Annotated in this window: 10 protein-coding genes and 1 pseudogene; 4 read left to right on the forward strand and 7 right to left on the reverse strand. The window is 72.5% G+C overall.

The window, feature by feature from the left end; genetic code table 11:
* Nucleotides 1-25: 25 nt before the first annotated feature.
* Together VFR90_RS07660 and VFR90_RS07665 are read right to left on the reverse strand one after the other, a co-directional pair.
* Nucleotides 26-1,642: a GMC family oxidoreductase N-terminal domain-containing protein gene (locus VFR90_RS07660; protein WP_326405517.1), complete on the reverse strand. Its 1,617-nt coding sequence runs from the start codon at nucleotides 1,640-1,642 to the stop codon at nucleotides 26-28.
* 5 nt (nucleotides 1,643-1,647) lie between these two features.
* Complete coding sequence (locus VFR90_RS07665; RefSeq protein WP_326405518.1) at nucleotides 1,648-2,193, reverse strand: hypothetical protein; 546 nt, start codon at nucleotides 2,191-2,193, stop codon at nucleotides 1,648-1,650.
* Between the two features lie 96 nt (nucleotides 2,194-2,289).
* Between VFR90_RS07665 and VFR90_RS07670 the strand changes: the two genes are divergently transcribed.
* The 3 genes from VFR90_RS07670 (at nucleotide 2,290) to opgC (ending at nucleotide 6,212) form a co-directional block, all read left to right on the forward strand.
* Nucleotides 2,290-3,039 (forward strand): DUF8198 family protein, encoded by a 750-nt coding sequence (locus VFR90_RS07670; RefSeq protein WP_326405519.1) that lies wholly within the window; start codon nucleotides 2,290-2,292, stop codon nucleotides 3,037-3,039.
* 65 nt (nucleotides 3,040-3,104) lie between these two features.
* Nucleotides 3,105-4,808 carry a long-chain-fatty-acid--CoA ligase gene (locus VFR90_RS07675; RefSeq protein WP_326405520.1) on the forward strand — a complete coding sequence of 568 codons (1,704 nt, stop codon included), beginning with the start codon at nucleotides 3,105-3,107 and terminating at the stop codon, nucleotides 4,806-4,808.
* Nucleotides 4,809-4,907: 99 nt separating this feature from the next.
* Nucleotides 4,908-6,212: an OpgC domain-containing protein gene (opgC, locus tag VFR90_RS07680; RefSeq protein WP_414676510.1), complete on the forward strand. Its 1,305-nt coding sequence runs from the start codon at nucleotides 4,908-4,910 to the stop codon at nucleotides 6,210-6,212.
* 67 nt (nucleotides 6,213-6,279) lie between these two features.
* Here opgC and VFR90_RS07685 read toward each other — a convergent pair.
* Nucleotides 6,280-7,056, reverse strand: a pseudogene (locus VFR90_RS07685) (GDSL-type esterase/lipase family protein); the annotation flags it as partial.
* Between VFR90_RS07685 and VFR90_RS07690 the strand changes: the two are divergent.
* Nucleotides 7,055-8,131: a serine endopeptidase gene (locus VFR90_RS07690; protein WP_326405522.1), complete on the forward strand. Its 1,077-nt coding sequence runs from the start codon at nucleotides 7,055-7,057 to the stop codon at nucleotides 8,129-8,131. The pseudogene VFR90_RS07685 and the gene VFR90_RS07690 overlap by 2 nt on opposite strands.
* 83 nt (nucleotides 8,132-8,214) lie before the next feature.
* Here VFR90_RS07690 and VFR90_RS07695 read toward each other — a convergent pair whose 3' ends face one another.
* The 4 genes from VFR90_RS07695 to VFR90_RS07710 are packed head-to-tail and all read right to left on the reverse strand — an operon-like array spanning nucleotide 8,215 to nucleotide 11,958.
* Nucleotides 8,215-9,066: a PhzF family protein gene (locus VFR90_RS07695; protein ID WP_326405523.1), complete on the reverse strand. Its 852-nt coding sequence runs from the start codon at nucleotides 9,064-9,066 to the stop codon at nucleotides 8,215-8,217.
* The gene (locus tag VFR90_RS07700; protein WP_326405524.1) at nucleotides 9,066-10,271 is read right to left on the reverse strand and encodes an aminotransferase-like domain-containing protein; all 1,206 of its coding nucleotides are present in this window, start codon (nucleotides 10,269-10,271) and stop codon (nucleotides 9,066-9,068) included. The genes VFR90_RS07695 and VFR90_RS07700 overlap by 1 nt, the downstream gene beginning before the upstream one ends.
* Complete coding sequence (locus VFR90_RS07705; RefSeq protein WP_326405525.1) at nucleotides 10,268-11,014, reverse strand: aspartate/glutamate racemase family protein; 747 nt, start codon at nucleotides 11,012-11,014, stop codon at nucleotides 10,268-10,270. Before VFR90_RS07705 ends, VFR90_RS07700 begins: the two co-directional genes overlap by 4 nt.
* On the reverse strand, nucleotides 11,011-11,958 hold the full coding sequence (locus VFR90_RS07710) for a DMT family transporter (RefSeq protein ID WP_326405526.1): 948 nt from the start codon (nucleotides 11,956-11,958) through the stop codon (nucleotides 11,011-11,013). Before VFR90_RS07710 ends, VFR90_RS07705 begins: the two co-directional genes overlap by 4 nt.
* Nucleotides 11,959-12,019 lie beyond the last annotated feature (61 nt).

Below are 12,019 nucleotides of genomic sequence, written 5' to 3' on the forward strand. Positions count from 1 at the left end.
CGGCGCGCGCGTGACGAAGCCGCGCTCATCCGGCCAGCGCCGGCGGCGTCGCGCCGAGGCCCTTGGCCAGACCGCTCGCGAGCCGGTTGACGATGCCGTAGATCGACAGCTGCGGATTCGCGCCGATGCTGGTCGGGAAGATCGAGCCGTCGTGCACCGAGAGGTTGTCGAGCTGCCAGTGGCGGCCGTCGGGCCGCACCACGCCCTGCTTCGGATCGCCCGCGAGGCCGCAGCCGCCCATCACGTGCGCGCTGACCACGCGCGTCTTCAGCGGGACCATCGGCAGCGCCGCGATCTGCGCCTTCGCCTCGGCCCACGAATGCCAGGGCCGCGCCAGTTCGTGGCCGGTGAGCACGCGGCGCGCGCCGGCGGCGAACTGGATCTCGGCCATCGCGAGCAGCGCGCGGCGGGCCGCGTCCATCACCACCGGCGTCAGCGGGTAGTCGAGCAGCGCCGAGCCGTCGCCGCGCAGCCGCACCTGGCCGCCTTGCGACTGCGGGTGGAAGCCATCGCGCATCAGCGCCAGCAGGCCGTGCAGGTTGGGGAAGGACTGGAGCAGTTGCGACTGCTCGATGCCGTAGCCGGCGATCGTCGTCGAGAAGATCACCGGATGGATCGGCGGCGCTTCGAGCTTGAAGCCGAGCGGCCCGTCGATCGGATCGACGCCGAGGAAGTGGTCGCTGTAGATGGTCTGCGGCGCGCCGGTCCAGCCTTCGACGGGCTGGTCGAACACCGCGGCGCTCAGCACGACCGGATGGAGGAAGGTGCGGGCGCCGAGGCGCTTGAACGGATCCGGCGCGTTCGAGCGCAGCAGCAGCGCCGGCGAATTGATCGCGCCGCCGGCGACGACGTAGTGCTTCGCCACCACGCTGAAGCTCGCGCCGGCTTCGCCGTCGGCACCGAGCGGCGCGCAGTCGAGCCGGTCGATGCGTTCGCCGCTGCGCTCGAAGGCCAGCGCGCGCGTCTCGACGAAGAGGCGCGCCCCGGCATCGAGCGCCGCCGGGATCGTCGTGACCAGCATCGACTGCTTCGCGTTCGTCGGGCAGCCCAGCCCGCACGAGCCGAGGTTCCAGCAGCCCTTGACGTTGCGCGCGATCGCCGCGGCCGAGATGCCGAGCCGGTTGGCGCCGCGCTTGAGCAGATCGTTGTTCTCGTTCGGCGGCGCCAGCCACGGGCCGATGCCCAGGCGCCGCTCGGCCTGCAGGAACCATGGCGACAGCGCGTCGGGCGCGTAGTCGGCCAGGCCGAAGCGCTGCTGCCAGAACGCGAGCGTGTCGTCGGGCGTGCGAAACGAGCTGGTCCAGTTGACCGTGGTCGAGCCGCCGACGCAGCGGCCTTGCAGGATCGTGATGGCCTTGTCGGCCGTCTTGCGGCCGGCGCTTTCCTGGTAGAGCTGCGGATAGGCCTCGCTCTCGAGCTGGCGGAAGTCGCTGCTGGTCTTCAGCGGCCCCTCTTCGATCATCAGCACGTCGAGCCCGGCACGCGCGAGCAGCTCGGCCGTGATGCCCGCGCCCGCGCCGCTGCCGACGATCGCGACATCGCAGCTCACTTTCGACGGCAGCGGCTGCGCTCCGGCGTGCCGGCCGCCGTGGACCTTCCAGCCCCGCGCGAGGCCCTCGCGAAACGGATCGACCTGCGCCATCGCGCTCAGACCGCCACCGGCCCCGGATAGCCGAGCGCCGCCCAGTGCTCTGGCTGCGCGTACCAGGCCGCGTTGTTCAGGTCGCGCAGCGCGTGGTAGGCCTGCTGCTTCAGCGGCTGCTCGGCGAACCGCATGCCGCGCAAGGCCTGGTCGATGGCGACCGTGCTCGCCTGCGGCCAGTCGATCGCGAGGCCGGCCAGCCATCGCCGACCGGGCGCGATCGACAGGATGCCGAGCAGCTGCGCGATCTCGGCGCGCGTGGCGGCGGGGAAGCCGGCGATGGTGAGCGCGAGCCGGTCGAGATGGCGCTCGAGCGCCGCCTCCTGCGCCGGCCCTTCGGGCGGCAGGCTGCCTTCGAGCACCGCGCGCGCGACGGCGCGAAACACCGTGCGGCCGCTCGCGGTCAGCTGCCCGTCGCGCCAGCCGGGCCGCCACAGCCAGGCCGCGCCGCCACCGGCCGCGAGCAGCAGTGCGCCGGCACCGCCGGCGACGAGCCAGCGCCGGCGCGAGGGATCGCGCGGCTCGCTTCGGCTCGACGACAAGCTCTTCATCACGGATCAGTGTTGCATCATTCCCGCGGCCTTCGCCTCGGGCGCCGGCTCTATTCGGGCTTCTCGCAAACCCCCAAGCGGCATCCTTCACGCGCCATGACGACGAGTCCGCGAAGCGCCACGCGCAAGACGCCGGCCGATGCCGCGGCGATCCTGCGCAGCCTCGCGATCGTCGAGGCCGAACGCACCCGGCGCGCCGGCGACGCCCGGCTCGCGGCGCGCGTCCCGCCGGTCAAGGCCTTCCAGCAGGCGCGCTTCGAGGCGACGCATGCCGACCTGCTCCAGAGCGCGCGCTACCGCGACGCCGCGCGCTTCTTCCTCGACGAGCTCTACGGGCCCGAGGACTTCACGCGCCGCGACGCCCAGTTCGCCCGGATCGTGCCGGCGCTGGTGCGGCTGTTCCCGCAGGGCATCGTCGACACGGTCGCGACGCTGGCCGAGCTGCATGCGCTGTCGGAAGAGCTCGACACCGCGATGGCGCTCGCGCTGCCCGCCGACGGCCTCGATGCGGACGGCTACGTCGCCGCGTGGCGCGCGGTCGGCCGCCGCGCGGATCGCGAGCGCCAGATCGCGCTGGTGATGGACGTCGGCCACGCGCTCGACCGCATCACGCGCGCGCCCATGCTGGTCGCGAGCCTGAAGCTGATGCGCGGCCCGGCACGCGCCGCGGGCCTGAGCGAACTGCAGTCCTTCCTCGAACGCGGGCTCGACACCTTTCGCGCGATGGGCGGCGCGGGCGAATTCATGCAGCGCATCGAAGCGCGCGAGCGCACGCTGCTCGACCGGCTGTTCGATGCGGGCGTGGCGCAGGCGACGGTGGCGGCCGGCTTGCCCCAGGGCGGCTAGGGCAATTCCGCTAGCCGCCGACGCCGCGGCGCTCGCAAGATCGACGGCTCGTGATGGAGACGTCGATGGACATGCAGGTTCGCAAACCCTGGCTCGCGCATTACCCGCCCGGCGTGCCGGCCGAGGTGAACGTCGGCGCCTACGGCTCGCTCGTCGACCTCCTCGAAGAGGCCTTCCGCACGCATGCGCAGCGCACCGCGGCCGTCTGCATGGACGCCTCGATCAGCTTCCGGCAGCTCGACGAACTTTCGGCGTCCCTCGGTGCCTGGCTGCAGCACAAGGGGCTCGCACCGGGCGCGCGGGTCGCCTTGATGATGCCGAACCTGCCGCAGTACATGGTCGCGATCGCCGCGGTGCTGCGCGCGGGCTACGCGGTCGTCAACGTCAACCCGCTGTACACGCCGCGCGAGCTGGAGCACCAGCTGAAGGACTCGGGCGCCGAGGCCATCGTGATCCTCGAGAACTTCGCGCACACGCTTGAGGAGGTGATCGCCCGCACGCCGGTGCGGCACGTCGTGCTCGCGTCGATGGGCGACCAGCTCGGCTTCTGGAAGGGCCAGCTCGTCAACTTCGTCGTGCGCCACGTGAAGAAGCTGGTGCCCGAGTTCCGCCTGCCGCTGGACGCCGGCCGCACGGTCACGCGCTTCAACATGGCAATCGCCGAGGGCACGCGGATGACGCTCGCGCGCACGCCGGTCGGCCCCGACGCGGTCGCCTTCCTGCAATACACCGGCGGCACGACCGGCGTGTCCAAGGGCGCGATGCTCCTGCATCGCAACGTCGTCGCGAACCTGCTGCAAAGCGAAGCATGGTTCCGGCCGACGCTCGAAAAGGTGGGCACCGAGCGGCAGCTCACCGTCGTGTGCGCGTTGCCGCTCTATCACATCTTCGCGCTGACGATCTGCTACCTGATGGGCGCGCGCTTCGGCTCGAAGCTGCTGCTGATCCCGAACCCGCGCGACCTGCCCGGCATGGTCAAGGCCTTGGCCAAGCACCGGCTGCACATGTTCCCGGCGGTCAACACGCTGTTCAACGCGCTGATCCAGGACGTCGATTTCCGCCGGCTCGACTTCAGCGAGCTGGTCGTCTCCAACGGCGGCGGCATGGCCTGCCAGCAGTCGACCGCGCAGGCCTGGTTCAAGCTGACCGGCTGCCCGATGGTCGAGGGCTACGGCCTTTCCGAAACCTCGCCGGTGGTCACGAGCAACCGGCTCGACCTCACCGAGTTCAGCGGCACGATCGGCATGCCGATCCCCTCGACCGAAGTCTCGATCCGCGACGACGAAGGCCGCGAGCAGCCGTTCGGCGAGCCCGGCGAGATCTGCATCCGCGGCCCGCAGGTGATGGCCGGCTACTGGCAGCGCCCCGACGAGACGGCGAACGTGATGACCAGCGACGGCTGGTTCAAGAGCGGCGACGTCGGCGTGATGGACGAGCGCGGCTGCATCCGCATCGTCGACCGCAAGAAGGACATGATCCTCGTCAGCGGCTTCAACGTGTACCCGAACGAGATCGAGCAGGTGGTGAACCTTCACCCCGGCGTGCTCGAGTGCGCGGCGGTCGGCGTGGCGGACGCGAAGTCGGGCGAGGCGGTCAAGCTCTTCGTCGTGAAGAAGCCCGACTCGGTGCTCGCCGAGGAAGACCTCGCCGACTACTGCAAGCACAACTTCACCGGCTACAAGCGGCCGAAGTACATCGAGTTCCGCGACGACCTGCCGAAGACCAACGTCGGCAAGATCCTGCGCCGCGAGCTGCGCGGCGCGAAGTAGCGCGCCGCCGGCCTGCGCCGCCGCGGCGCGGCATCGTCCGACACGCCGCGGGCGCGGCGGCCGGTGCGCGCCGCGCGGCGCGTTCGCCAGACTCGGCGGATGAGCCAGCGGCTGTGGGAACTGGACGCCTTGCGCGGGCTGATGCTCGTGCTGATGACCGTCACCCATCTGCCAACGCGCTTTTCCGATCCGCTCGGTCAGCCCTTCGGCTTCGTCTCGGCGGCCGAGGGCTTCGTGATGTTGTCGGGCGTGATGGCCGGGCTGGTCTACACCGCGAAGCATGCGCGCGATCGAAGCCGCGGCGCCGGCGAGGGCAGCGACGGCTTGATGCGCGGCGCATTCCTCAAGCGCGCGCTGAAGCTCTACGCGATCCAGGCCGCGCTGCTGTTGCTGCTGTTCACCGGGGTGGCGCTGCTGGGCGTGGTGAACGACCAGAAAGCGCTGCTCGGGATGATCGACTTCTACCTGCGCGAGCCGCTCACCGCGGTCGCCGCGAGCCTGCTGCTGCTGCACAACCCGCCGCTGATGGACATCCTGCCGATGTACATCGTCTTCATGCTGGTGAGCCCGCTCGTGCTGCTGCACGGGCTGCAGCACGGCTGGCGCGCGATCCTCGGCGCGAGCGTCGCGCTGTGGCTCGGCGCGCAGTTCGGCCTGACGCGCGCGATCCACGAAGCCGTCGTCGCGGCGACCGGTCTGCCGGTGCCCTTCGAGCAGGTCGGCTCCTTCGACCTGCTCGCCTGGCAGTTCCTCTGGCTGATGGGGCTGTGGCTGGGCTCGCAGCAGTCGGCCAAGGACGCGCCGCCCATCACCTTCCCGCCCTGGGCGGTGCGCGTGGCGATCGTCGTCGGGGCGATGGGATTCGTCTGGCGCCACGCGGTCGGCCAGACGCCGTTCGGCGACGACGCGGGCCTCAACATGCTGTTCGACAAGTGGCGCCTCGGGCCGCTGCGCGTGATCGACTTCTTCGCGCTGATGCTGCTGGCGATCCACTTCGCGCCCTGGCTCACGCGCCGGCTGCCGCGCCTGCGCGCGCTGGAGACGCTGGGCGCGGCCTCGCTGCCGGTGTTCGTCGCGCACCTGGTCCTCGCGATGCTGCTGCTGGCGTGGAACGGCGACACGCGCGACCAGCGGCCCTGGGCGGTGGACACCGCACTGCTTGCGGCGTGCTTCGCGGCGCTCTACGGCGTGGCGTGGGTCAGCGGCTGGCTCGACCGGCGCACCGCCGCGCTGCGCGAACGCGGGCGCGAGCGCTGGCGCCAGCGCTCGCAGCCGCTCAGCGATCCGGGTCCGGGGGTGCGGGCTCGGGCGTCGTCGCGCTCGGCGGCGTCAGCGGCCGACCCGAGGTCTCCAGGGCCGCCGCCGCGGCCGGCTCCGCCCGCTCGATCAGATGCCTTGCGATGACGGACTTCCACAGCGCATAGCCCTGCGCGTTCAGGTGCAGCCGGTCGGGCAGGAAGAGCTCCTCGCGCGGGCGGCCGTCGTTGCCCAGCATCGGTGACCAGACGTTGATGTAGTCGAGCCGCGGATCGTTGCGGCAGAACGCCGCGATGCGCGCGTTCGTCTCCTCGGCGCTGCGCATCAGCGCGAGGCGCAGCGGGCTCGGCTTGATCGACACGAAGGCGATGCGCGTGGCCGGAAGTTCCGCGTGCACGCCCTCGACGAAGTCCTCGAAGCTCTTGAACACCTGCTGGGGCGAGCGGCCTTCGGCCAGGTCGTTGTCGCCCGCGTAGACCACCACCACGCGCGGCTTGTAGGGCAGCACCAGGCGGCGCAGATGGTCGGTGGTGTCCTGCAGGCGCGAGCCGCCGAAGCCGCGCTTGACCACCGCGACCGGATCCTCGAACTGCTGCTCCAGGTCGTTCCACAGCCGGATCGACGAGCTGCCGACGAACAGCACGCCGCCGGGCTTCGGGGCGGCGGCGCGATCGGCGGCGTCGAAGGCCTCGAAGCTTTCGCGCCAGCGCGCCGGCAGCGCCGGCTCGGGCCGGCTCGCCTTCGGTTTCGGCTTCGACGCCGGCGCGGCCTGCGGCTGCGCCATCGAGGCGGTCGCGGCGCAGCACAGGCCGGCGGCGATCCAGGCGCGGCTGCGGGCTCGGGCGGGGGTCGGTCGACGCAAGTGGCCTCCTTGGCAGGGCAGGGAAGAAGAAGCGAAGGCGTGGGTTTCTTCGCGGCAAGAACGGTTCCCTGCGCGGGCCGCGTGCGGTGGCCGCGAACAATGGCGCCCCGATCGAGGAGGACTGGACATGTTCAAGAGCCTGCGCGTGCCCGAGAAGCTGTTCGCTTTCGTGATGTGGCTGGTGAGCTTCGTGTTCGCCGGCTTCCTGATCGGGCTGGGCGGCAAGCTCGTCGAAGACCTGCCGCGGCTCGAATCGACGCTCGGCGTCGAGCAGTTCGCCGACGCCGCGGCGCTGAAGGCCGCCCGCGACGAGATGGACGCGCTCGAAAAGCGCCAGCGCGACACCAACGACCGCCGCGCCCAGGCCCAGCTCGCCGCCACCGCCGCCGGCAACGCCTATGAATCGGCGCGCCAGGCCCACGAGAACTGGCTCGCGACCCGCACCGCGACCACCGATCCGAAGCAGGACCCGGAGGTGATCGGCCGCGCGCGCGATCTCGATCGGCTCAAGGCCGCCGAGCGCGAGGCGCAGGAGGGCGTCGAGCGGCTCGACCGGCTCATGCTCGACGCTTCGCAATCGCTGCAGCGCCAGCGCGACGCCGAAGCGGAACTGCTGCGTGCGGCGACGCCGGCCTACGAACGCGCGCTGTTCGTGCAGGAGCTGCGCGTCTTCGGCGCACGGCTCGCGCTCACGTTGCCGCTGCTCGGCATCGCAGGCTGGCTGTGGGCGAAGAAGCGCAGGAGCGACTACTGGCCGCTGGCGCGCGGCTTCGTGATCTTCGCGGCCTTCACCTTCTTCTTCGAGCTGGTGCCCTACCTGCCGAGCTACGGCGGCTACGTGCGCTACGCGGTGGGCATCGCGCTCACCGCGGTCGTCGGCCACTACGTGATCCAGGCGATGCGGCGCTACCTCGCGAAGCGCCAGCAGGTCGCGGCACAGAGCGAAGCCGAACGGCGCCGCTCGCTCGGCTACGAGCAGGCGCTCAAGCAGATGCAGGCCGGCGTGTGCCCGGGCTGCGAACGCGCGATCGTCGGCTCGGCGCCGTCATCGGCCAAAACGGGCGAACTGCCCGCGTCCAACTTCTGCGTGCACTGCGGCCTGAAGCTGTTCGACCGCTGCGGTGCCTGCGCGACGCGGAAGAACGCCTTCTTCCACTACTGCCCGAGCTGTGGGGTGGGCGCGGGCCAGACGGCGCCGGCCTGAGCAGCCGCCGCGCGCACGGCGGCCGGCGGCAAGGCGCGCCCGGCGTGCGGGGCGCAGCAGCCTGCGCTTCGTCGCAGCCGCCCTCAGAACCTCGCCTCGCCCCGCACGCAGGTCACCGCGTGCCCGCCGACCCAAACGTCGTCGCCGAGGCGTTCGACGTGGACCCGGCCCGCCCGCCCAAGCCGCGTGCCCTGGCTCGCGACATAGCGCGGCGGTGCAAGGCCGGCGCCGATCAGCCACTGCGCGAGGCCGGCGTTGAGGCTGCCGGTGACCGGGTCTTCCGGCGAGCCGAGGCCCGGGATGAAGGCGCGCACTTCGAACGCGCACTCGCTGACTTGGGCGTGGGCGCCGACGACGCCGATTTCCAGCGGCCGCATCGCCGCGTAGTCGGGCTCGATCGCCAGCACCGCCTGCGCATCGCGCAGCAGCGCGGCGACCCAGCCCGGCCCGTTGTCGACCCACTGCACGGCGACGAGCTCCGACTCGTCGACGCGCAACCCGCGGGCAACGTGGGCCCGCGTCGCCGCATCAGCTTCGCCGCTGCGCTTGAGCGGTGGTGCGGCGAACGCAAGCCGCTTGCCATCGCGGCGCACCCGCACGAGGCCGACGCCGCATTGCTGGATCACTTCAGCGCCGCGCGGCCGGCCGCCGGCTTCGAGCCAGGCGTGGCAGCTGCCGAGCGTCGGGTGGCCGGCAAACGGCAGCTCGCGGTCGGGCGTGAAGATGCGCACCCGGTAATCGGCGCGGGCGTCGGTCGGCGCCAGCAGGAAGCAGGTCTCGGAGAGGTTGGTCCAGCGCGCGATCGCCTGCATGCGCTGCTCGCTCAGGCCGTCGGCGTCGAAGACGACCGCGAGCGCGTTGCCGAGCAGCACGTGCTCGGTGAACACGTCGACCTGCGCGAAGCGGTGCGCCGTGCCGGGCGTGGCGACGGCCATCACGCGGCCCTCGGCAAGGCGATCGCCTCGTGCAGCACGCGGCCGAGCGCGGCGACGCCTTCCTCGATGCGCGCCGGCGCCAGCGTGACGAAGCTCAGCCGCAGGCAGCGGCGCTCCGCTTCGCCCGGCTCGCCGGCGAAGAAGGGCGCGCCCGGCACGAAGGCGACGCCGGCCTCGACCGCGCGCGGCAGCAGCGCCATCGCATCGAGCCCCGCCGGCAGCCGCAGCCAGAAGAACATGCCGCCGCGCGGCGTCTGCCAGGCGCAGCCGGGCGGCAGGTGGCGCTGCAGCGCCGCGGCCATCGCGTCGCGCTGGGCCGCATAGCGCTGGCGCACCGCGGGCAGGTGGCGCTCGAGCAGGCCGTCCTTCACCGCCTCGAAGGCGATGCGCTGCACGAAGCCCGAGGTGTGCAGGTCGGCCGCCTGCTTGGCCTGCAGCAGCTTCGGCATCAGCGCGCTCGGCGCAACGACGTAGCCGAGCCGCAGGCCCGGCGCGAGGATCTTCGAGAACGAGCCGAGGTAGACGCTGCCTTCGGGCCACAGCGAACTGATCGACGCCGGCGGCGCCGCGTCGAACCACAGTTCGCCGTAGGGGTCGTCCTCGACCAGCGGCAGCCGCGCCGCCTGCGCCGCGCGCACCAGCGCGGCGCGCCGTTCGGCGCCCATCAAGCGGCCGGTCGGGTTCTGGAAGTTGGGCAGCAGGTACGCGAAGCGGGCCGGCTCGGGCGCGTCGGCCAGCGCGGCGATCGCTTCGGGGCGCGGGCCTTCGTCGTCGCCTTCGAGCGCGACGAAACGCGGCTCGGCCGGCGCGAAGGCCTGCAGCGCGCCGAGGTAGCTCGGCGCCTCGACCGCGACCGTGCTGCCCGCGTCGAGCAGCAGCTTGCCGAGCAGGTCGAGCCCCTGCTGCGAGCCGCTGGTGACGAGCACCCGCGCGGCATCGACCTGCAGGCCGCGCGCGCCGAGCCGGGCGGCGATCCATTCGCGCAGCGGCCCGTAGCCCTCGCTCGCCGCGTACTGCAGCGCCTCGCGCGGGGCTTCGCGCAGCACGCGCTCGCTCGCCTCGCGCAGCGCCTCGACCGGGAAGCCGTCGGGCGACGGCAGGCCGCCGGCCATCGACAGCACGCCGGGGCGTTCGGTCAGCTTCAGGATCTCGCGGATCACCGAAGGGTTCATCCGCGCACTGCGTGCGGCCAGGGTCCAGGTCATCGTGCGTCTCCCATCAGGGCAGGTGCGTCGTCGAGGCCGGCTGTCGCCGGCGGCGGAAGGATCCAGTCGATCGCCTGCCGCGCATGCAGCAGCGTGCTGTCGAACGCGGGCAGCGGCAGGTCGGCCGGGTCGAGCAGCAGGCCGATCTCGGTGCAGCCGAGCACCACGCCCTGCGCGCCGGCCGCGGCCAGCCGGTCGATCGCTTCGAGGTAGAAGCGGCGCGATGCGGCGCCGACGACGCCGCGGCACAGCTCCTCGAAGATGACCCGGTGCACCTCGGCGCGGTCGGCCGCGGCGGGTATCAGCGTCTCCAGGCCGTGGTGCCGGCGCAGGTGTTCGCGCAGGAAGGGCTGCTCCATCGTGAAGCGCGTGCCGAGCAGCCCGACCCGCTCGAGCCCGGCTTCGCGCACTGCCGCCCCCACCGCGTCGGCGATGTGCAGCAGCGGCAGGCCGCAGGCCGCCTGCACCTGGGGCGCCAGCTTGTGCATGGTGTTGGTCGCGATCAGCAGGCCTTCGGCGCCGCAGGCCCTCAGGCCGAGCGCCGCCTGCCCGAGCAGCCCGGCGGCCGCGTCCCAGGCGCTGTCGCGCTGCAGCGCGGCGATGCGTTCGAAGTCGAAGCTGTGCACCAGCAGCGGCGCGCTGTGCAGGCCGCCGGCGCGGCGGGCGATGCCTTGGTTGATCGCGCGGTAGTACACGAGCGTCGATTCCCAGCTCATGCCGCCCAGCAGGCCCAGCGTTCTCATCGCGGCTCCTTCGCGGCCACCGGCATGCGCTTGCCAACGAACACCGTCGCGATCACCGCGAGCGCGAAGCCGAGCGTCGCCGCATCCAGCGTTTCACCGAGCAGCGGCACCGCGGCCAGCAGCGTGATGAAGGGTTGCAGCAGCTGCACCTGGCTCACCCGCAGCGTGCCGCCGAGGGCGAGCGCGCGGTACCAGGCGAAGAAGCCGAGCCACATCGAGGCGAGCGACACGTAGGCGAAGCCGAACCACGCGCTTGGCGCGACCGCCGCGAAGTCGACCGGCTGTGCGGCCCAGAGGGCCGCGGGCAGCGTCAAGGGCAGCGCGCCGACCAGCACCCAGCCGATCACCTCCTCCGGCGCGATCGAGCCCGACACCCGCGCGCCGTAGACATAGCCGACCGCCGCGCCCAGCACCGCGATCAGCAGCCAGCCGTCGGCCGGCACCCAGCGCCCGCCGCCTTGCAGCGCCGCGTAGCCGAGCACCAGTGCGCAGCCGAGCAGCGCACACAGCCAGAAGCCCGCCGACGCCCGCTGGCGCAGCACGAAGGCCGCGACCGCCGCGGTCGCGAGCGGCAGCACGCCGGTGACGACCGCGGCATGCACCGCCTGCACCTCGCGCACCGCGAACGCCAGGCACAGCGGCCAGACGACGATGTTCCCGGCCGCGGCCAGCGCCAGCGCGCGCGCGTGCTCGAGCGGCGGGCGCCGCAGCGCGCCGCGCCGCCACAGCCACAGCAGCGCCAGCAGCCCGGCGACCGCGGCGCGCCCGGCGGTCACGAAGGCCGGCGTGAACTGCGGCGCCTCGGCCGGGCCCACCGCGAGCCGCGTCATCGGCGTCGTCAGCGCGAACACCGCGACGCCGACGAAGCCGAGCCACAGGCCGCGGGTTTCGTCGGACCCGTGCGCGAAACGGCGCGAGGTCGAAGGCACGGCGGGCGGTTCCATCGGCCGACTCTAGGGGCCGCACCCATACACTGCCGCCACAGACAGCCGGCGCAAACGCCGA

Origin of the sequence: Methylibium sp. (assembly GCF_035762065.1) — a bacterium.
Taxonomy (GTDB): domain Bacteria; phylum Pseudomonadota; class Gammaproteobacteria; order Burkholderiales; family Burkholderiaceae_C; genus Methylibium.